14 protein-coding genes and 1 pseudogene are annotated in these 21,191 nt (G+C 52.5%); 9 read left to right on the top strand and 6 right to left on the bottom strand.

Annotated elements, in window-relative coordinates; genetic code table 11:
- Positions 1 to 64 precede the first annotated feature (64 nt).
- From C1J03_RS14595 to C1J03_RS14585, 3 genes are all read left to right on the top strand, one after another.
- Complete coding sequence (locus C1J03_RS14595; protein ID WP_114887258.1) at positions 65 to 1,009, top strand: ABC transporter substrate-binding protein; 945 nt, start codon at positions 65 to 67, stop codon at positions 1,007 to 1,009.
- 102 nt (positions 1,010 to 1,111) lie between these two features.
- Complete coding sequence (locus C1J03_RS14590) at positions 1,112 to 2,128, top strand: quaternary amine ABC transporter ATP-binding protein (protein WP_114887257.1); 1,017 nt, start codon at positions 1,112 to 1,114, stop codon at positions 2,126 to 2,128.
- A complete protein-coding gene (locus tag C1J03_RS14585; protein ID WP_114887256.1) occupies positions 2,128 to 4,113 on the top strand; it encodes an ABC transporter permease in 1,986 nt (661 codons plus the stop codon). Before C1J03_RS14590 ends, C1J03_RS14585 begins: the two co-directional genes overlap by 1 nt.
- Before the next feature lie 358 nt (positions 4,114 to 4,471).
- Here the strand turns inward: C1J03_RS14585 and C1J03_RS14580 are convergent, their stop codons facing one another.
- Complete coding sequence (locus tag C1J03_RS14580) at positions 4,472 to 4,657, bottom strand: hypothetical protein (RefSeq protein WP_114887255.1); 186 nt, start codon at positions 4,655 to 4,657, stop codon at positions 4,472 to 4,474.
- A 153-nt stretch (positions 4,658 to 4,810) separates the two neighbouring features.
- On the opposite strand from C1J03_RS14580, the gene C1J03_RS14575 reads away from it, so the two are divergent.
- From C1J03_RS14575 to C1J03_RS14565, 3 genes are all read left to right on the top strand, one after another.
- Positions 4,811 to 6,001 (top strand): alpha/beta fold hydrolase, encoded by a 1,191-nt coding sequence (locus C1J03_RS14575; RefSeq protein ID WP_114887254.1) that lies wholly within the window; start codon positions 4,811 to 4,813, stop codon positions 5,999 to 6,001.
- 408 nt (positions 6,002 to 6,409) lie between these two features.
- Positions 6,410 to 8,059, top strand: a complete 1,650-nt coding sequence (locus tag C1J03_RS14570; RefSeq protein ID WP_114887253.1) for an alpha/beta hydrolase — start codon at positions 6,410 to 6,412, stop codon at positions 8,057 to 8,059.
- Between the two features lie 15 nt (positions 8,060 to 8,074).
- The gene (locus C1J03_RS14565; RefSeq protein WP_114887252.1) at positions 8,075 to 8,896 is read left to right on the top strand and encodes a patatin-like phospholipase family protein; all 822 of its coding nucleotides are present in this window, start codon (positions 8,075 to 8,077) and stop codon (positions 8,894 to 8,896) included.
- Positions 8,897 to 9,215: 319 nt separating this feature from the next.
- On the opposite strand, the gene C1J03_RS14555 is transcribed toward C1J03_RS14565, so the two are convergent.
- From C1J03_RS14555 to C1J03_RS14545, 3 genes are all read right to left on the bottom strand, one after another.
- Positions 9,216 to 10,229, bottom strand: coding sequence for a DUF1254 domain-containing protein (locus C1J03_RS14555; RefSeq protein WP_216825857.1), 1,014 nt, complete (start codon positions 10,227 to 10,229; stop codon positions 9,216 to 9,218).
- A 100-nt stretch (positions 10,230 to 10,329) separates the two neighbouring features.
- Positions 10,330 to 11,133: an alpha/beta fold hydrolase gene (locus C1J03_RS14550; protein ID WP_114887250.1), complete on the bottom strand. Its 804-nt coding sequence runs from the start codon at positions 11,131 to 11,133 to the stop codon at positions 10,330 to 10,332.
- 168 nt (positions 11,134 to 11,301) lie between these two features.
- Positions 11,302 to 13,170, bottom strand: coding sequence for an amidohydrolase (locus C1J03_RS14545; protein WP_114887249.1), 1,869 nt, complete (start codon positions 13,168 to 13,170; stop codon positions 11,302 to 11,304).
- 787 nt (positions 13,171 to 13,957) lie between these two features.
- On the opposite strand from C1J03_RS14545, the gene C1J03_RS14540 reads away from it, so the two are divergent.
- On the top strand, positions 13,958 to 16,672 hold the full coding sequence (locus tag C1J03_RS14540) for an AsmA family protein (protein WP_114887248.1): 2,715 nt from the start codon (positions 13,958 to 13,960) through the stop codon (positions 16,670 to 16,672).
- 8 nt (positions 16,673 to 16,680) lie between these two features.
- Here the strand turns inward: C1J03_RS14540 and C1J03_RS14535 are convergent, their stop codons facing one another.
- Complete coding sequence (locus C1J03_RS14535) at positions 16,681 to 17,184, bottom strand: hypothetical protein (protein ID WP_114887247.1); 504 nt, start codon at positions 17,182 to 17,184, stop codon at positions 16,681 to 16,683.
- A gap of 352 nt (positions 17,185 to 17,536) precedes the next feature.
- On the opposite strand from C1J03_RS14535, the gene C1J03_RS14530 reads away from it, so the two are divergent.
- Together C1J03_RS14530 and C1J03_RS14525 are read left to right on the top strand one after the other, a co-directional pair.
- Positions 17,537 to 19,063: a phospholipase D family protein gene (locus tag C1J03_RS14530; RefSeq protein ID WP_114887246.1), complete on the top strand. Its 1,527-nt coding sequence runs from the start codon at positions 17,537 to 17,539 to the stop codon at positions 19,061 to 19,063.
- 310 nt (positions 19,064 to 19,373) lie between these two features.
- Positions 19,374 to 19,622 carry a hypothetical protein gene (locus tag C1J03_RS14525; protein WP_114887245.1) on the top strand — a complete coding sequence of 83 codons (249 nt, stop codon included), beginning with the start codon at positions 19,374 to 19,376 and terminating at the stop codon, positions 19,620 to 19,622.
- A gap of 190 nt (positions 19,623 to 19,812) precedes the next feature.
- Here C1J03_RS14525 and C1J03_RS14515 read toward each other — a convergent pair.
- Positions 19,813 to 20,969 (bottom strand): annotated as a pseudogene (locus C1J03_RS14515) (IS3 family transposase).
- Between the last annotated feature and the right edge of the window lie 222 nt (positions 20,970 to 21,191).

Below are 21,191 nucleotides of genomic sequence, written 5' to 3'. Positions count from 1 at the left end.
GTCTTGTTGACCCACTGTCCACGTATAAAGCGGCGCACTGACCGCTGTTCACAGGGAGAAAACAATGAAGAGATTTACAACAGCGCTGAGCGCAGGGGTGCTGGCAACGATGCCATTCGCCGCGTTCGCGGAAGACAGCAGCGACCCTATCGTCATTCCAATCCACAACTGGTCTTCGCAGATCGTGATGTCGCATGTCGTGGGCCAAATTTTCGAATCTATGGGTAACAACGTTGAATTTGTGACTACGGACAGCCAGGCGGTCTACGAATCCGTGCGTCTGGGCGATGTCGCTCTGGAACTGGAAGTCTGGGAAGGTGCCTTTGGCGCGTCCTTCCGTACCGCGTTGGAAAAGGGCGGCCTGCATGATGCTGGCGACCACAATGCCGTTACACGTGAAGACTGGTGGTACCCAATGTGGACCAAAGATGCATGCCCCGGCCTGCCTGCATGGGAAGCTTTGAACGAGTGTGCGGCAGTATTCGCAACAGCAGAAACTGGCGAAAAAGGCCGTTATCTGGATGGTCCGGTTGACTGGCTGAAGCATGGCCAGGAACGTGTTGCTGCCTTGGACATGGACTTTGTCGTGGTCAACGCTGGTTCAGCAGCAGCTCTTTGGGCTGAAATTGGCGCAGCAGAAGCGGATAAAAAGCCGGTTGTTGTGTTTAACTGGACGCCCAACTTCGCGGAAGCGGTTTGGCCCGGTGAATTCGTAGAATTCCCAGCTTGGGTTGAGGGCTGCGATAAAGATCCAGCTGTTGGTCCGAACCCTGATGCGCTTTATGACTGTGGCAACCCTGCAGAGGGCTACCTCAAGAAAGCTGCATGGGACGGTATGAAGGACAAATGGCCTGGTGCGTATGATGTGCTGACCAAGATTTCCTTCACCAACCCGCAGATCGCTGAGATGGCAAAATTCGTCGACGTTGACGAAATGGAGCCGGAAGATGCAGCAGCTGCGTGGCTCGAAGAGAACCCTGACGTATGGCAGGGCTGGACTGGCTCCTAAGTCGTTCCAAATTTTATAAATGCTATTCGCTCGCCCGGGGTTATACTTCGGGCGGGCGTTTTAAACACCGGTCATTGAAACCGGTGAGGGGAGAGCAATACGATGACCGCCGATACGGTAATTTCCTGCAAAAATGTGTGGAAGATCTTCGGAGCAAGGCCCGAAGCTTATCTAAAGAAAATGCCGGCGGGGCATAGCTTTGATGACATTCAAGCAGATGGATATATCGCAGGCGTCAAGGACGTCTCGATTGAGGTCACCCGCGGCGAGATGCTGGTAATTATGGGCCTCTCGGGCTCAGGAAAATCCACTCTCGTGCGCTGCTTTTCGCGGCTCCATGAAATTACAGGCGGCTCGATTGAGGTTGAAGGGCAAGACATCATGTCCCTTACCGAAAAAGAGCTGATCGAGTTGAGACGCAACAAGATGGGCATGGTGTTCCAGAGCTTTGGCTTGTTGCCGCACCGCACTGTGTTGGACAATGTGGCCTTTCCGCTTGAGATGCGCGGACAGGATAAACATGCACGGCGCGCGCGTGCGCTGGAAGTGATCAAGCTGGTCGGCCTTGAGGGGCGCGAGGAGTATTTCCCGCGTGAACTTTCTGGCGGCCAACAGCAACGGGTCGGCATCGCCCGCAGCCTCGCGATTGAACCAGACATCTGGTTTCTTGATGAGCCGTTCTCGGCGCTGGATCCACTGATCCGCCGCGAAATGCAGGATGAGTTCTTACGACTCCAAGGCCTTTTGAACAAAACCATCGTGTTTATCACCCATGATTTCGACGAGGCGCTGCGCCTTGCTGACCGCATTGCGATTATGAAAAACGGCGCGGTTGAACAGTGCGACACGCCAGATCAAATCGTGTTGCACCCTGCGACGGAATACGTCCGTAAATTCACCGAAGACATCGATAAGGCCCGCGTCGTACATGCAGGTGTTCTGGCGACGTCCAAGGAAACCGGCAGCGGCGAGCCTGTGGATGCTAAAGCGTCCGTGAAAGACCTTGCGCGGCTTCTGGTGCAAGACGATCGCGATATCATTCCGGTGGCGTCAGACGGCAAGATAATCGGCGGTATGAACCGTGCAGCCGCCCTTGAAATCTTGTTGGAAGCAGGCTGATGGCAGACGTTGTAGGTAACCTCGAAGCCACGCCAGCAGGCGCGCAGGGGATCACCCGGAACCAAGTTGCATTGAGCTTTGTGGTTCTGGCAGTGGTTCTGACGGCAGTACAATATATGGGTCTGCTGCCCGAGGCGCTCTTTCGTTTACCTGAGACCATGATCCCACCCTTTGCGGTTTGGCTGGATCTCATATTTAACTTCGTCAAAGACGACATGGGTCTGCTTAAGTTGACCCGCTGGCTGACCGAAGGGCTGCAATGGCTTTTGGATACCACCGGGAACCTGATGTATGGCAAAAAGCGCTGGCCCAATCTTGGCCCTATCCCATGGACCGCGGTCGCAGCTGTTACAGGTGTACTCGGTTACTATCTGGGCGGGTGGCGCATGGCGCTTTTGGGCTCTGGAACATTCATATGGACCGCCCTGATTGGCCAGTGGAAAATCGCGATGGAGACCATGTCAGTGCTGGTCGTTGCGGCACCTCTGGCTTTCATCATCGGACTGACCCTCGGTATCCTTGCGTGGAAGAAACCTTGGCTCGATCGCACGCTGAAGCCTGTTTTGTCTGTGCTCCAAACGTTGCCGTTCTTTACCTATCTTTTGCCGGCTGTGATCTTTTTCAAGGTCGGCCCGACAGCAGGGGCAGTGGCCACGACAATCTATGCCATTCCGCCGATGATCCTGATGACGACGCTGGGGCTCCAAAAAGTTTCACCTGAAGTGGTCGAGGCCGGGAACATGAGCGGCTGTACAAAATGGCAGCTTTTGCGCCACGTGTACCTACCTTCAGCGCGGACAGAGATCCTAGTCGGCGTGAACCAAGTCATCATGCTGTGTTTGGCGATGGTGGTTCTAACGGCCTTTATCGGTATGCCTGGCCTGGGTGCCAAACTGCTTGCGATGATGGGTAGCTTTAAGCTGGGACGCTCCTTTGAGATCGGCATCACCATTGTTTTGCTCGCGGTTATGCTGGACCGCATGTCCAAGGCATGGGTCGTTAAACAGCCGCAGCATTTCGAAAAGGGCACGCCTTGGTGGAAAAAGCACCTCGCTCTGCTGTTAGCGATCGCGTTGTTTGTGTTCTTTGTCTTGGTGTCGCAGGTCATTCCAGAGGCGCAATCTCTGGGCCGCAAGCAGAACTTCTCGCAGGGCAAAGAGCTCGATAACCTGATCAAAGGCTTCCTGAATATCGAAGCAGTAAAATCGACAACCTACTTCTTGCGCGCCTTTTTGAACGTGCAGGTGTTGATCCCCTTCCGCAATTTCCTTTTGTCGATCCCGACACCGGCGCTCATCCTGCTGATCACGGCCTTCGCGCTTTGGTTGGGGGGCAGGCGTCAGGGCATTCTGGCGGCGGTTTTCTTTAGTTTTGTTGCTCTGTCAGGATGGTGGGACCGCTCAGTGATTACGCTCTATTCCGTGATCTCTGCGGTGTCGCTCGCAGCCCTAATCGGACTGCCCCTCGCCATTGTCGCGGCACGCTCTGAGAAGTGGTCAAAACGCGCCTTGCTCGTCTGCGATACGGCGCAAACCTTCCCAAGCTTTGTCTATTTGATTCCAGCTATCATGCTGTTTGGCATCACAGATATCGCGGTGATTTTCTCAATTCTTATCTTTGCCATGGTACCTTTGGTTCGCTATACGATCGAAGGCCTGCGCACGGTTCCACTTGAGATGACAGAGGCTGCGGATATGGCCGGTGCGACGCGCATGCAAAAGCTGTTTAGCGTGCAACTGCCGTTGGCTTTGCCCGTGATGGCTGTCGGGTTCAACCAAGCCATCATGTTCGCGTTTTTCATGGTCATCATCGCCGCATTTATTGGCACGCAAGATTTGGGTCAAGAACTGCAACGAACACTGGCCGGGACCGATCTTGGCAAGAACTTCGTGCTTGGTATCTGCGTGTCCCTCATGGCGCTGACCTTTGACATGACGCTGCTGAAGTGGGCCGAAGACCGTAAGAAAACACTAGGTTTGAGCTGAAATTCGGCCGCCGAGATCGATCGCAATTAGAAAGTTCCGCTGCTTGGAACTACGTCGGTCTGTGATTTTTGGGGCTTTTTGCTTCGCTGGCCGATCAGGTGGGTTATGAAGCCCCAAGGCACATGTTTTGGCTTATCGCACCCTTGCTTGGTGAATGAGCCCGAGGCCACAGCGATACCACAGACAACTCGTTTCGTTGCAGTTGCCAGCAAGCGATGAAATTATGCTGAATCAATGCAAACTCCCCAGAAGTCGTAGAATTGCCTGTGAAAGGCGCTTTTCGGCTTCTGGGGTCTATATGTGCCTTTTCAAATCAGGAGCAGGCCTCACCCTTGATGCAGCACATATCTTTTTGACCTCAAGGGGTGCCAGGAGCACCCAAGGACCAAAATCGAAATGAAATAGGCTTGCGCTTGGGGCGAAAATTCTTGGCAAGAAACTGTGCTTGCTCAGCGCGCTTTTGCCGCCCAATCATCATATAATGCGCGATGTCGATTGACCCATCTGGGCGTAGTTTGATGTCTGGATTTTCATTATGTCCCATGGCGGTTCTCCTGAAATTGCGTGAATTTATCTACGCTTGAAACATGCGCTCAAGCTTGAAGAGGACCTTTAGAATTCTTTGCCATTTCCAAAATTTTCGCGATTTCCTAGGAAAGCTCTTGAGTGTAGCGGCCTGAAACCTGTTCAATGGCCCATGACCTATCAGTTTGCGAATTGTTCAATCGATCCGGCGAAACACACGTTTCTTCGCGACGAGAAACTTGTTCACGTCGAACCTCAGGTTTTTGAACTCTTGCTTTTGTTGACCCAAAGTGAAGGTCGTTTGGTAACCAAAGATGAGTTGGTTCAAACCGTTTGGCGTGGATTGTCCGTTTCAGATGCAACGATCAGTGCCCGTATTAATGCGGCCCGTAAGGCCGTTGGTGATACGGGGCGGGAACAGGCAATCATCAAGACCATACATGGTCGGGGCTTTCAGTTGGTTTCTGAAGTTCATAAGGGCTTGCCGTCCGGCACTAAGCCATCTTCAGATGATCACGCAATTTCTCAATCGATTCAATTCACTCCGTCCTCTCACGATGCAAAGATTGCCTATGCAAAGAGTGGCCAAGGCCCGCCACTTCTTAGAGTGGGGCATTGGCTATCTCATCTAGAGCTTGACTGGTACAGCCCCGTTTGGAGGCCCTTGATCGAGACGCTTGGAAAGCAGCACACGCTTTATCGTTACGATCAGCGAGGGACCGGTTTGTCATCTCGCGACCTGACTGCGGCCGATTTAGACGCGTTTACCGACGATCTAAAAGCCGTCGCAGATGCAAACAACCTGCAGAAATTTCCTATTTTTGCTGCCTCGCAAGCAGTCCCTGTGGCCATACAATTTGCCCAAAGGTATCCCGAGCGCGTCAGCCGGATGATCATATATGGCGGATATGCTGAAGGGCGCGCATTAAGAGATGCCTCAAGTGATGACGTCGACGAAGACACAATTCTAAGCCTAGTTAGGGCGGGTTGGGGAAAAGCAAACAGTCCCTTTGTAAATGCCTTTTCGTCATTGTTCATGCCAGACGCAACGACAGAGCAGATGGATAGCTTTGTGAGAATGCAGTACGAGACAATTTCCCCGGAAAACGCCGCTTGCTTGCGACAAATTGTAGATAGGTTCAGCGTCAAAGCCATATTGGGATCTATTTCCGTTCCGACATTGGTCATCCACGCAATTTCGGACGCCATTCAGCCTATTGAACAGGGTCGCCTTCTTGCGAGTGAGATCCCAAATGCCAAGTATGTCGCACTAGAAAGCCGAAATCATGTCCCTCTTCCGCAAGAAAAAAGCTGGGAGAAACTGATGAGCGAAATCCATTCGTTTCTGAATGAAGGGCGGTAGCGTCCGTCTGTTCAGCATTGCAAGGGTGGCCCAAATTGCAGCATGGATCGCTTTGGGCCCAAACTAGATATTTAACAAAAGAGGTCTAGAAACGTTCTCTCAAACCCCAGCATAGCGACTGCAACGTGGGACAAAAAGCCCGATGCAAGTGCGGCTAGTAGACGAGCACAAACGGCGCACTGCAGGGGGGCTTCGGTTTCCGGCCAGGCCGAATGTTCTGCTGTTTGACCGCTGCTGGACAGGTCGTTTCCAATCCGTCCGTTCATTGGTGTCAAAGTCCACAAACGGCCCGCAGGCAAACTCAAATCCCAAGGGGAATTCGATAATGCGTTCCGATTGCGAAAATCCCTCGCTCACAGCGGAACCTGCGGTGTATACGTACGCTTGGGACACACGTTGGAGAATAACATGCTCAAAAGGCTCATCGAATCGTTTTCGGTTTTTGGTCTGTTTGTCGGACTTCTGTTCTTATGTGCGTCACTCACCCCTTCATTGCTGCCGCGCATTCCAGAAGCACAAGGCGTGTTGGGCGGTTTGGCCTTTGCCGTTGGTTACGGAACAGGCAAGGGCCTTCATTTCGCTTGGTTGTGGTTAGGCGGGCCTGATTTTCCACTGTCTCGTCAGTTGATGGTGAACTGGGTGTTGGCCTTGATCAGCATCGCGCTTGCTATTGCGACGTTTAGCCGGATCGCGACGTGGCAAAATTCTATCCGATCCCTGATGGATATGCCGGCCGTGGACACAGGTTATCCTTGGACAGTCGCTGGCATTGCGTTCGCTGTCGCATTGGTTTTGATCTTTACCTTTCGCTGTATCATCTGGCTTGCGCACAAAATAATCGGATGGCTTGGGCGTGTTTTGCCACGAAACTTGGCCATCGGGTCCGGTGTATTGTTGGTGGCGTTTTTGGTCTTTGCTGTGGTCGACAACTTTGTCGTTAAAAAGGTGCTGCGCTTGGCTGATGAAGTCTTTGCAGAGATTGATGAGCGCACTTCGGAAGGGGTAACGCTTCCGACCAACGGACTTGCGTCTGGCGGATCAAACTCAGCAATAGATTGGAACGATGTTGGCAAAAACGGCAAAGATTTTTTGGTAACAGGCCCGTCCCAGGCTGACATCGCTGCGTTTACGGGGCGCGTTGCGCTGGAGCCTATCCGCGTGTTCGCGGGCTTCGGGTCCGGAGATGATTTTGAAGCGCGCGCAAAGGTCGCGCTGGAGGATCTTATCAACTTTGGTGGGTTTGACCGATCTGTGTTGATCGTCGCCACGCCCACAGGCACCGGATGGCTTGACCCGGCGGCGGTCGAGCCTGTGACCTATCTGCACGATGGTGACATCGCGATTGTATCCACTCAATATACCTATGTCCCAAGCTGGCTGTCGATCATGGTGGAACCTGATCGGTCCCGCCTCGCTGCACGTGCATTGTTTGATGAGGTCTACAACTATTGGACCAAATTGCCCAAGGATACGCGCCCCAAGCTCTACCTTTTCGGGTTAAGCCTAGGCGCGCTAGGGTCTGAGGCTTCCGCAGATTTGGTAACCGTTTTCGCAGATCCTATTGACGGCGCCCTTTGGAGTGGCCCACCCTTTGCCAGTACGGTCTGGGCAAGGATCACCGCAAGCCGTAATGAAGGCAGCCCTGCATGGTTACCCGAATACCGTGATGGTGCACTTGTCCGGTTTATGAACCAAGACGGGATCGCTGTGCCGGCTGGGGGTGAATGGGGCAGGATGCGTTTGCTTTATCTGCAACATGCGAGCGATCCAATGGTATTTTTCTCACCCAGGCTAGCTTTTCGCCGTCCCGATTGGCTGGGCAAAATCCGTGGCAGAGATGTGGCACCATATTTTGACTGGTATCCAATAGTGACGTTCCTTCAGGTTGGCTTTGATGTGCCGATGGCCACATCCCCACCGTCAGGATATGGGCATACCTATGATGCGCTCGAATACATCGACGGTTGGCTGACGGTCACCGATCCACCAAACTGGACAGCAGACGATACTGAGCGGTTGAAAGTGCTTTATACGGATTTTGTCGCATCCCCCATCTGAATTCAGGACACCACTATGGATAAGATTGCTCTCGCTTTGGGCGCAGGCGGCGCGCGCGGATTAGCTCATATCCACGTTGTCAGAGCTTTTGATGAATTGGGACTTAAGCCTAACCTTATCGCAGGTACGTCAATCGGTTCCATCATTGGGGCTGCCGCCTGCGCAGGTATGTCCGCCGACGCGATCACTGATCACATCTACAGCAAGATCAGCAGCCCAATGACCTTGATGGGCAATATTTTCAAGGTTCGCCCGTCTAGCCTCGGGGATTTCTTTCGTGATGGCGGGCCCCGCATCGGCGAGTTGAATTTAGAGCGCATCTTGAAGACGTTCTTACCTGAAGCGATCCCAGATACATTCGCCGAGCTTGCCATCCCCCTCAAGATTGCCGCGACAGATTACTACCGTCAAAGCACAACTGTTTTTGAAGGCGGGTCCCTTTTGTCAGCAATGGCAGCCTCTGCTGCAATGCCGGCAGTGTTTTTGCCTGTTGAACGTGAGGGACGTTTCTACATCGACGGAAGCGCCACCAATCCTTGCCCGTTGGATATCCTACAAGACCAAGCACAACATGTGATCGCCGTCGATGTCTCAGGTGGCTCGCACGGCTCTGACGCTGCGCGGCCCAATAAAATCGATGCGATGTATGCCTCAAGCCAAATCATGCAGATGACAATTGTTCAGTACGCGGCGACGAAACATCCTAAGACAGCTTTGCTGCGGCCCCCTGTGGACAGCTACCGCTCGTTGGATTTTTTGAAAACCAAAGAAATTCTCGCTCAAACAGTAGGGCTAAAAGATCAAGTGAAAGCGCAGATTGATCAATTCTTGACGTGACCTGCAGCCAAAGTATCCGAACAACTGTTGTAAGTGAAACCACCGTAGTGCCCGTCCAAACTGTAGCCCGCGCTAGTTCATCAATCGGAGACATTCGCCGCGTGTTGGCGCGTGTTGGGGAATTGAAAGCTTTGGGTCAATAGCCCACCGGCGGCAACGCAGGACATGGGATTACCGTAGCCATCAGTCTCGGCCATTACCCAGTTCGTCCAGCGCAGCGGTGCAGTTTCACTAGACTGGATGTAGGTGCATGCCGCAAGACCACGCGGGCACAACTGTCGCCCACAAACCAAGCCGCCGGCCATCGCACTGTTGGTCTTTACTCTAACGTAGAAACCTCCGGCAGAGTGTATTCTCCGGATAAAATTTCAGACCCTGGTCTGTAAATACGAAGCAAGAAATTCCAACCATCGCTGATATCAACGCGATTTTCTTTTGTACCACACGCTGCTTCGGATCCGAAAAATGCGGTAAAGGTACCATCGTCATTGGATGATACATTGCGGTCATTAATGACGTTGTTGTCGCTTTTCATGAACCCGTCATCGCCGTAGACGGTGATGGACCAAAAGGCTTCGGTCTGCGGTGTCTCGTAGGTGGCCGAATAACACTTTTCCGGGTCAGTCGGCCCAGCATAGTTGATGTAAACCGCATCTTTTGACGGAAACAGACCCCAGGCACCAGCGGCAGCAAGGTGTCGGGTTTCTTCGTTTACCTCGCCACGTGGGCCCATCCAATCGGGCTCAAACTGCGCGAACTTCTTGAACTCAACTTCATACTCCGCCCGCAGGGCCAGCATACTGTCGACATTCCACTGGGGTGATTGAAATGGCTCCGAACTGCTTGCTTGAACAACAAACTGATCTTGAAGGGCGTTGGCCGCAGCGACATCATCAGGGTTTGAATAATCAAGCAACTGAACCCGGTAGAGTAGCGTCACATAGCGCGTGTCCGTGGGCAGATCATATGTGCCGGGCTCGTAATACACCGCAGGAGCGTAGTGGTCATTGTCCAACACGAGGACAGAAATGTATCTTCCGTCCTCTGCCTTTGGGACAGTGATCTTGGCACCGCCTTGGGTGTCGATGACAACGCTGCCATATAGCGTGTCTCGGTTCATCCGGATAACGGGTTGATCATCCAGCAAAGTTGGTTCGCGCACGAAGGCGTTGGTATTGATCATACCATCTGCACGGCGCTGAAAATCCGCAAATGCGACATCAGTTTCTGCCCGAATGTAGGTTTCCGGCGTTACCGTAATGCCGTCGGCAACCGCGGCAGTGCCTACCGTGGCCAAGATGAAAAATGGTAATTTCATTTGCGAGAATCTCATGTTCGTCTCCTTACAATACGGGTCATGGATACGGCGTTAACTTCTCCCAAGAGGGAGATGGAAAACAACCCAACCGAACTAGTACTCGCATTCTTGAATATTAGTTTTTGGCAATATTAAGCAGTATTTCGGCGACTATTTCCTTGGATGGGCTTACTTCCATCAGTTGATGAGGCCCTTCCACAGTCACCAAATCCCACCCTCGTTTTTCGGCGCGCGCCGGAGCTTGGACGTTTCGCATATGGGAAAAGACCTCGCCCTCAGTCGCCACGATGATTGTGCCCGCAAAATCTGGTGTGTCCGCGGGTAAGTCGATGCGTTCAATGTAGGATTTCCAAGGGTGGGGGCGCATGGTCGGTTTCGCTTCACGAAGGGTATCTGATGGGATGACCCAACCGTCTCCGTCTTTGTCGACAGAAATTTTGGCCACATCATAAACATCGGGACCAAACCCATCGATCAGGTTCTCGCCGTGATCCAGCGGCACCGTGTCGATGAAAACTAGGTGCTTAACGCGATCCGGCTCATGGGCGGCTGCGCCTGATATGACAGGCCCGCCGTAACTATGTGAAACCAGAATGACGTTGCTCAAATCGCGCCAGCTCATAATGTTGGAGACGTCCAGAATATGGGTCATCAGACCAGTTTCCTTGGACAGCAAATGCTCTTTCTCACCAAGCCCCGTCAAAGATGCTTCGATCACCTCATACCCAGCATCCTCAAGCATTGTGCTCAGGGGTTGCCACTGCCCAGCCCACTGGAATGTTCCGTGGACCATCACAAAAACCGGTTTATCCATAGTCTCGTTATCCCCTGTGCTCTGGGCGTTGGTGGATTGGCCCGAATAAAGAAAGGCGGCTAGCGTGACGGCCGCGGCACCAATTGCGCGAGAAATGTAAGACATTTTTTATAACTCCATTTGGACAGTAGTTTGGGAAAGGCATATCAACGCTTCGCCCATTTTTAAAGCCATTGAAATAAATGCTTAAGTTCCGCATCGGTTTCAAAACTGTCGCCCGCCTAGCAATAATCAAGATCTGCTAAGCAGGCGGATAACTGTAAAATCTACGATTCAGGGGCTGTTTTTTGCCTGCTTCGGTTCCGCACCGATCATCTTCAACATTCCGATTTCCGTCACATGAAGAAATGCATGGCCATCCATCGGTGTTCCGCTCGACGCTAATGCGACGCGGCTTTGTGAACCTTGGAGCGCGCCGTCTTTCTGTGGGGCCTGGGCGGAATAAATCACCTCATCCTCTTTGATCGTCGTCATGACCGTCAGCGTGTCGAGTATCTCAGGATCAACTGCAGTTGGGTCGTCAGACAGGATCACAAAATCCGCGAGTTTGCCGACTTCGATGCTGCCCTTCATGTCTGACTCGTAATGTTGCCATGCAGGCCAGATCGTCATCGATTTAAGGGCCGTCATTACATCCACCCGCTGAGACGGGCCCAGGATGTCACCCGACCTTGTTCGCCGGGTTACCGTCGCATCTAGAATTCGCATGCTGTCAGGAAACGCCACTGGCGCGTCATGGTGCGAGCCAAACTTCATACCGCGCTGACGCACCCACCCAGTTGGGGAAATATTCTCCGCAAGGACTGGCCCGACAGTGTGATCGCGGTGCCAATCGCCCCAATAAAACGTGTGCATTGGGAACAAGGATGGAAACACATCAAGCCTTTGCATCTCATCAACCTGATCTTCGCGCAGGAATTGCCCATGGATCAGCACGGGACGCCGATCCGCGGGGCCGTATTTCGTTGTAGCACTATCAATCGACGCAAGCAGAAGATCCGATGCCGCCTCTCCGTTGGAATGCACAAGGATCTGAATATCGTTTTCAAACGCCCAGTCTACGGCGTCAATCACCTGTTCATTTGTGACGGCAGGGTACCCGAGATAGCCGGGCTCATATTCGCCCACCGGGTCAAAATAGGGACGGTCCCGCCAAGCCGTGAAACCTTGGGGAGAGCCATCAATCGTAAGTTTCGCACCGCCAACACGCATCCTATTTACATACTCATCCGACACATTCGCTGCGATGTAATCGCGATCAACCATCATGTCGGGATAGACCACGACGTCAACTTTGAAGCCACCTTCGGACGCGACGCTTTTCATAACTTCAACGATTGCAGGAGCCGCACGCCCTTCTTGCGCCGTTGTATAGCCGAACTTCGCCCAAAGCTTAGGGCCCGCGTTTGCAAAGGCGCGCAAGCCTTCTTCACCAAGCCCACCAAGCAGGTTGGTCAACACCGCGAAAAATGCGTTTTCCTCAAGAACCCCGCTGGGGGTGCCATCCTCTTGCCGTCTGATGATGCCGCCTGCCGGATCGGGAAGGCTCGCATCAACATTGGTTAATTCGAGAGCTTTGGAGTTGGCGACACCAAAGTGGCCTGACTGATGGACAATGATAATGGGGATATCCGTTGATACTTCATCGAGGTCGTCCCGCGTGGGGTGGCGCAATTCGGTCAATTGCGATTGGTCATACCCAAAGCCAACGATCAATTGCACCTTGTCCACTGTGGCCGCATTTTCGGCCATCCAATCGCGCAGCGTGTCCTGAAGGCTGGGAATATCGGTGACATCGCCGTCTGGCGCGGCCAGAAGATTGGCAGACAGTGCCTGCAGTCCCCCCATCACGGCATGCCCATGGCTGTCGACAAACCCGGGCAGCATTGCGCGACCCTCAAGATCAAAGATTTCGGTCGTTTCGCCGCGCAGCGCCATGATGTCGGAGAGCGATCCAACGGAGACAATCTTGCCGTCAGCCACCGCAACCGCCTCAGCGCGGGGCGCATCATCGTTGATTGTCAGAATGGGGCCCCCGAGATAGATCGTCTCGACCATGTCCTGAGCGCTGACGCTCTGGCTGGTACACAACAGCCCAACGAAAGCGGTTGTTGCCGCAAAGTTGAAGGGTTTTCGCTGCATATCGTGTCTCCCAGAACTTCAATTATGAAATAGATGATAGCTTCCAAGGTTTGGTATGCAACCTTGGGAACCCGCTTTGTGCAGCAGTCGACGGCATGGCACGCGGCTATACCTCAAAAAAGTGCATGTTGCGGCTTTGGTTGGCTTGGGAACCACAATAGTCATTCCCAGCGCAGGGAGCAGCTAATTGAAGGCCAGCCATCGTCTTTGACGTTTCTATCTCTACAAACATCAAGGGCTGGGAGATGTCGTTCGAGCGACGAACCGTTCGGACTGTGGGTAAAATGAAAACTCGCCTGAAACCAGGCCAAGATCTCATTTCAAGTCTTCGCCTCTAACCGGGGCAACGCAAAATCATTGGGGCATGCAAGCTTCAACTCTGCTGATTTCGATCAAGGCGATTACGGGTATCTAGCATCAATTGGCTGCCTTGATGCGCTGAAACTACCGAATAGGAGATGCAGTGGAAGCCATCAATAGGTGCCGATTTCAGGGAGTTGCTGGCGCCAATGTTAATTGTCTTCGAGGTGGTCGGCTCGAATTGATGGGACCTTTTATTCTAATCATAATCCTTGCCGAGAGTTTGATTGTTCCAACCTTTGGTTAGATCAATGAGAATGGCTTGCAAATCATGACGCCGCCCTATGAAGTTGATCCCAAAGTGCTTAAAGTCCCGACAGGGCATAGGGATGGAAAAACAGGTCAAAAGGGCAGGGCCCCAAGGGATCCACTTGTTTGACGGAAATTTGCCAATTTCATGCTTGAGATTGATTAGGGAGTACGAAGGATGATGCGCTGGGTATTACGGATAGCACTGGGATTGGGCGTCGTTTCCATCGTTCTTGTTGCGTTGGCCTGGTCCATCTTAGCGACGCCATTGTTCAGCGACTTTCGCCGGTCAATCGTTTCGGATGCCCTTTCGAAGCAAATTGGACAACCGCTTTTGGTTACCGGGGACGTTAGCGCTCGGGTTAGTCGGGTCAGCCGCGTTAAGGCGAGCGGCGTGCTCATCCCAAGTGAGGATATGGAGGGTGTAAACCTAGCGGAGCTCTCGAGTTTTGAATTTGATCTGAACTTGTTGGGGCTGCTCGATGGCAAGGTCGATTTGAACAATCTGTTTATCGACGGCTTAAAGGTCAGTTTGCTCAAAGATGCGAACGGCAAGTCAAGCTGGACCGAAAACGAGGAGGAACGTTCAAAAGCCTCAGGTCCGTCTGAAACGACCGAAGTTGATCAAGCTGAAGAGGGTGGCGATCAGGGGAACGGCCTTCTGGATTTTCTTAGAACCAGAACCGCGACATTCACCAACATTCAGTTACTTATGGACGACGAGACTTCTGGATTTGAGTTTGATTTCGAACTCAAGAACTTGTCTCTGGAGCAGTTGCAGGATGGTACAGAGCTCAAGGTTATCAGTAATGGAACGGTGAATGGCGAACCATTTTCAATTGATGGGAACTATCCCGAAGGCGCAGATTTCACGACGCGCGCCACTTTCAGTTCCATTGAGCTGAGTTTTGATGGAGAGCCCACCACAACATCAGAAGGCGGTGGCTTTACCGGGCAGCTTGAAATTGATGTAGCTGGATTAGGCGATCTATTGGACGTGCTAAAGCTGAAAGGCACTTTGGACGGAACTGCTGTGATGTCTGCAATGCTGACAAACCAGGCGGGGACCACGTCTGTTTCCAATTTATCTACTGAAGTTGAGTTGGGAAAAGGGCAGTCCATTACAGCAATAGGCGACATTGAAAACCTGGCTGATATGAAAAATTTCAACATCGAGCTAATTGCCCGTCTTTTTCCCGAGAACAAGCCGCCTCAAAAGGCCAACAAGCTTAAAGAACTCAAGCTAACAGGCATCTCTACCCAAATCTTTAGCAAAAACGGGTCGCTGGAATTCGACGAATTACTGATGAAAACCAACGCCTTTCAGCAAGGCCTTGATGAAGTAGGGCCTGTTTCCATCGGCAGCATCCGGCGTACGGATGAGGGGTATCTAGCGCTGGAGAAAATATCGCTGCAGGCAGGTCCGCGCGATGCGCCCATACTTATCGCCCGAGGCAATGTTCTGAACCTTCTGGAGTTCAAGCAACTCGAACTAGTCGGAGAAATTTCAGCGCCAGCTTCTCTTGTGTTGTCAAGTTTGGGGGAAGATGTCGCCGATGCATTTGGCGGCATTGAAGCCGAATTTTCCGTCGATGATGCTCAGGGCTCCCTGAGCCTGGTTGGCCTCACGGCAAAGGCTGTGAATACCGATGTGTGGGCCATGGACGCAAACGTCAGGGTCGGCGATGTGACGACACTGAATGGGATGGAAGTGGATCTTGACCTCGATATCGCTGATGGGGCGCAGTTCCTATCGGCGTTGAAGTTAAAGCCCGTAGACGCCGGCCCGCTGAAACTCAGCGCATCCATTCGTGGAGAAGATGGGTTTGTGAATGCTGAACTTGGTTTGGGCGCTGGTACGTCTGAATTAACCGGCACGCTTGCGACCAGTGAGGCAAACGGCCGTCCCAAGATCGACGCAAAAATCATCAGTGAAAAACTGTCTCTCAACGACCTGAAGAACGCTCTTGCTGGTGTAACTGAACTTGGGAAGATTAGCGATGCTGGTGGGCCCGAAGACGAACAGAATGCAGCGGCCGATGAGATAGAATTGCAGCCCCTTGTTTTGCCAAAAAAGGGCGACAGTCCGGCCGACTTTGTTGATCTAGAAACTTTTCTCATCGAAACCGACATTTTCGCACAAATTGATTTCAAGGAGATCACAGGAGTCGAAGGCTTGAACAGCGTTTCAAGCGAACTGGTTTCTGAAAATGGCAAAGCACGGCTTGGGCCTTTGGATGTCGCCTTTGGCGGGGGTTCCTTTAACCTTCAAGCCGATATGGACTTAGTAGAATCGCCCAATTTTGTCGCGCTGACGGGAACAACGCAGGGCTGGGATATAAGGAAATTACTCAAGGCTGCAGGTTTGAATATTGAAGCTAACGGGCAACTCAGGGGAAACGTCCGCGTCGTGGGTAACCGCAGTTCAGTCGAGGCTTTTGTCAATTCGATGAATGGCTCTGCGTCAATTGTCATGTCCCAAGGGCAGATTGCGACGAGCCTTTTGGAATTGGCGGGACTGGGTGTTTTCCCATGGCTTTTCTCAAAAGAGATCAGGCAAGGCTATACCGATGTGGCCTGTGTCGTCGCTCCTGTTAAGATCTCGCCGGGCAAAGTTGTTTTTGATTCCGTGGTTGCTGAAACCGCTAGTGTTCAGCTTGTCGCCAGAGGGACGGTTGATTGGAAAAATGATGCCATCAAAATACGCGCCGAACCTCGGCCAGTAGGGCGCCCACTAGCGCGCGCGGCTTGGCCATTTGATGTCACCGGCAAGCTGAGCGCACCCAAGTTTAAATTGCAGGTTGGAGGTTCGCGGAGCAAGCGCGTAGACGGAGCGGATAAGATGCCGGCGAACCGAAAATCCTGTAAACCAGATATATTGCAGCTAAAATAATCCCAGTCTTATTCGTTGGTGTCCGTCTTAGGCTGCGCATCCTGACAAGCAAGAACGCCGGTGACGGCTTTCTTTGTCCCGGTCAGATCCATCTCAAAAACGGCGCCACTGGTCCCAATGACCTTAACCGTTTGACGGTTTGCAAACTCTTCTACGAAAGCCGGGTTGTCAAAAAATGCATATCCCCCGGGGATGTCGTTCTCCGTTTTACCAACGGCTTCACCTCCGAACCTTGAGGTCCCAAAGTTGAATTCTACAGAACCGACATCGCCTTCTTTGATGTGGGTCCAAGCAGAATTATAAACCGCAAAATATCCGCCTTGTAGGTCTGGCTCCACGCCTATCTGAACCTCGCTCCCGTCTTCGCCCATCCGGGTAGCATAGCAAGCGACAGGATCGCCCGATCTGATCATAATTGTCCATTCACCGAACGTCTCGAAGACCTTGGTATCGGTACCTGAAGCCGATGCAACGGATGTGGCCATGGCCAGAACAAGAGTAAGAAACCGCATGAGTTTTGTGCCTGCCTATTTGGATACCTCAGTTGATTGTATCAACTTGGGAAGTACCCGCCAACCCGATTGCAGTTTGGCTCAGGACCTATAGATAGCGCCGCGCCAAAGGCAGCATTGACCCCAAACGTTCATTCCCGCGAAGGTCCGGGCTGAATTGGAAGCCTGTCATCCACGATACACCCGTCCCGCTGATGGTTCTTTAGCGTGATTGCGGCTCTGCATTCTTTGAATGCCCTTGTTTTTTGGGCCGAAACCCTTGCTATTTACTTACGGAAACTTGATCGTTCTAGCGAAGCCGGGTGTAGAAAATCCGTTATTCACAAAGCGAAGCAAATTGGAGTAGTTTGGCGTGCGTTTGAAACTACCATTGCTCTTTGTCATCGCCTTGCTTGCCTCTTGCGGCGGGACCGTAAAGCAATATGAAAAATCTGTGACCCGCGCGATCCCAGAACCGCAGGGCACACGCCTCGCCAACAGATCCAATGAGCTTGGGAACCCCGGAGACGGGCGATCTGGTGTGCGTCTAATTTCCAACGGAGAAGAGGCTCTCGCTGCAAGATTGTTGCTCGCCAAGCGCGCCGAAAAGACGATAGATGCCCAGTATTATTTGCTGCACAACGACGCCACAGGCCACTTGTTTGCCTCCAGCCTGTTGCAGGCTGCCGATCGGGGGGTAAGGGTCAGGTTGCTTCTGGATGACATGGATACATCTCATTACGACGCAATGACCGCGGCCCTGGACCTACACCCCAAAATTGAAATCCGCCTGTTCAATCCGTTTTGGCGCGAGAAGGGCCTGATTTTGAGTGGGCTGACCGACTTCAAACGCGTTAATCGCAGGATGCACAACAAGTCGATGACCTTTGATAACGCAGTAACGATCGTCGGCGGCCGAAACATCGGGGCGGAGTATTTTCTTGCCAAAGAGCGGATGAACTACGTCGATCTGGACGTCCTGGCCGCGGGCCCGGTGGTTCTTGATGTGTCGGCGAGTTTTGACGAATACTGGAATAGCAAATTTGCAGTACCCGCGCGCGTTGTAATCGGGGAGCCAAAGGAGTTTTCACTGAAAGACGCGCGCATCAGGTTGGCCGAACTGAAAGAGGAAGCCCGGCAATCCGATTTTGGAAAAGCACTGATTAGGTCAGCCAATGAAAAATTTGCACGCGAAACCTTCAAGCTTACTTGGGTACCTGCACGGCTCTATGCTGATCCGGCATCAAAAACGGCGGGCGACGCACAAAAAGAAGAACTCCTCGCCTCGCAGCTGTCACCATATTTTGAGAACGCTGGAAGCGAAGTGCGCATCGTGTCAGCCTATTTTGTGCCTCAAACCAATGGCGTGAACTGGCTGGCTGGGATGGAAGCTCGGGGCGTTGAAGTCGACGTTGTAACGAACTCAATTGGGTCCAACGACGTCATTCCTGTCTATGCGCATTACGCCAAGAAACGCAAAGCGTTGCTGCGCGCGGGTGTGGAACTCTACGAGTTACGGACGGACGCGCTCCAAAGCCAAAAGGCGGGTGTTTACTGGTGGCAGAGCCGGTCCGGTCTACACACCAAGGCTTTCATGATCGATGATAGATATCTGTTTGTCGGATCGTTCAATATGGATCCGCGCTCGGTCAACATCAACAGCGAGATGGGGATCATGCTGGACGCGCCTTCCTTGACCGCGCGATTAAACAAAAGTTTGGATCAAGCGCTGCCTGTGAGCACATACCATCTAGGTCTGGACGAAAGAGGCCAAATCAATTGGACCACGCGTCGCAGCGACGGGGCGATCTCTCTCTACAAGTCAGAACCGACAGGTACCACGGCGCAGCATTTGTGGGCCGACATACTTGGCGTTCTGCCGATTGGTTCGCAGTTGTAGGGTATTGTCGAAGGCCAAGGTAGAAAGCTGAGCAGCAGGCCAAATTGCATACTCACCTTCAAGTCTCAGCGGCGAGCCAGACTCTGATTAAAATCGGGTGTTTGGACCCGCAATACCCCCTGTTTTGGAGGCCTTTGTATTCACCCTAGAGGGCAGGGTTGGGATGCGTCGAACCTAAGGAGGATCGCTTCAAGGAGGCGCTTCAGCCAATATTGGTTGCTGCTAAGTCAAAGAAACGCCCCATTTGTCGCCTACCACTTCCATGGTTCGAGTCGTCAGAACACCCGAACCCACCGGAAAGGAAACGCGTATGAAGAAGACGGATTATCCAGCGCCTAGTCGAGCAAAGGAAAATGCTTGGCGCGGCTTTGTCGTCTCCTTCACGAACCTCATCGATCATATGGATGATGTGGATGCCGCCAAGCTGTTCGATCTGAGATTGCAGGCAGAGCGGGTCGTCACTAAACCGATGTGGGATTGCTTCATTGGTGATCGTGACGACGGCAAGTTTCATCAAATTTCACTTACGCACATGTGCGAGGCCGATAACGATAATTAGGTATCATGCTTCAAGTAGCCAGGTATTCTTTTTTGGTTTCTGTTGGGGGCGACAACTTTCGGCTCCTGCTAAAGCAAATTGATGAGTTCCCGTTTTCAACACTAATTTGGGCCCTGCCAGCTAGGCGCTAAATACTACCAAGCCTAAGTGATCCTGAAAAAATACCCCGAAATGAGGTGCCCCTAGTTTCCTAGACGCCTGCCTCGTTCATTTTCTGCTGTTTCTTTTCATAGTCAACTGGTGACAGCATGCCGTTGTTTGTGTGCTTGCGTGTCGGGTTGTAAAACATCTCGATGTAGTCGAACACATCCTACCTTGCGGCATCGCGTGTTAAGTATGTCCGCCGCCTGATCCGTTCCCGTTTCAGAAGCTGGAAGAAGCTTTCGGCCACTGCGTTATCATGACAATTCCCACGTCGGCTCATACTGGCATCCAGATTGTGTTTACCAAGGAACGATTGCCACTCTTTGCTGGTGAACTGTGAGCCTTGGTCGGAATGGATCATAACCTTGGCCTTGGGCTTGCGTCGCCAAACAGCGCTCAGCAATGCCTGCAAGGCGAGGTCCGTTGTCATCCGCGACGGCATAGACCAACCGACGACACGCCTTGAGAACAGATCGATCACAACAGCCAGATATGACCAGCCCTCGTGCGTTTTGATGTACGTGATGTCTGTCACCCAAATCCGATCAGGCGCCTCGACTTCGAACTGTCGGTCCAATGTGTTGTCGGCGAAGACTGCTGGCTTACCGCCATACCGACCAGGGCGACGCCTGTAACCGATCTGGGCGGCTATACCAGCTAAGCTGGCCAAACGCGCTACGCGGTTCTCAGAACAGGTCTCGCCTTGATCAAGAAGATCATCGTGCAGCTTGCGGTATCCATAAACTTTGCCGCTGTCCGTCCAGGCTTGTTGGATCAGATCGGTTTGCCGCGCATCTTCAAGCGCCCGCGGGCTTAACGGTTCCTTAAGCCATGCATAGAACCCGCTGAAATGGACCATCAGCACGCGGCACATTGACCGAACAGAAAACTCCGCCCGATGAGCCTCAATAAACGCGTACCTCACTGAGACTCTCGCGCGAAGTACGCGGTCGCCTTTTTTAAGATTGTGCGTTCTTCGGTCACCCGCGCCAGTTCGCGCTTCAACCGCCTTATCTCAGTGGCCTGATCCAAAACCTCGGCCCGTACATGCGGTGGCTTCGAAAACTGCGCCTTCCATGTGTAAAGCGACTTAGTGCTGATCCCCAGCCGTTCAGCCACTTCGCTGACCGCGTATCCGCGCTCAACGACCTGTGCCACCGCGTCCCGCTTAAACTCATCCGTAAACCGAATTCCCTCACTCATATCCGTCTCTCCTTGGTTCCAAAATTACCAAGCAAAGCGTCTACAAATCTAGGGGCACCTCAGAAACACCGATTTCAACTTTGGTGACAAGCCCCTAAGATTCATTCATCTACTGGTGCATGCTATAGATTTTGCGATTTCTGTGGATATGCTCAGAGCGCCTGGCTCTGGGAACTTCTTCAATGCGACCATTTCGAGCAAACATCTCCGATTTTCACCAAT

Source organism: Sulfitobacter sp. SK012 (assembly GCF_003352085.1).
Lineage (GTDB): Bacteria > Pseudomonadota > Alphaproteobacteria > Rhodobacterales > Rhodobacteraceae > Sulfitobacter.
This window is presented reverse-complemented; position numbering and strand designations above follow the sequence as displayed.